The 272-nt window shown below is 54.8% G+C and carries 2 tRNA genes; both read left to right on the forward strand.

Going from position 1 to position 272, the window contains the following annotated elements:
* The first annotated feature begins 53 nt into the window (after positions 1-53).
* Positions 54-130: transfer RNA gene (locus tag L9G74_RS20580), tRNA-Arg, on the forward strand.
* 6 nt (positions 131-136) lie between these two features.
* Positions 137-213, forward strand: a tRNA-Pro gene (locus tag L9G74_RS20585).
* Positions 214-272: the final 59 nt, after the last annotated feature.

Consider the following 272-nt stretch of genomic DNA (forward strand, 5'->3'; position numbering starts at 1 on the left):
GGTTCGAGTCCGGTTGCCGCCTCCATTTCTAATGGAAGTTGAATCATATTGATGCGCCCGTAGCTCAATTGGATAGAGCATCTGACTACGGATCAGAAGGTTATGGGTTCGAATCCTTTCGGGCGCGCCATATTGTCGGGAAGTAGCTCAGCTTGGTAGAGCACTTGGTTTGGGACCAAGGGGTCGCAGGTTCGAATCCTGTCTTCCCGACCACTTACGGGGCCTTAGCTCAGCTGGGAGAGCGCCTGCTTTGCACGCAGGAGGTCAGCGGT

This window comes from Shewanella electrica (assembly GCF_022321485.1).
Lineage (GTDB): Bacteria > Pseudomonadota > Gammaproteobacteria > Enterobacterales > Shewanellaceae > Shewanella > Shewanella electrica.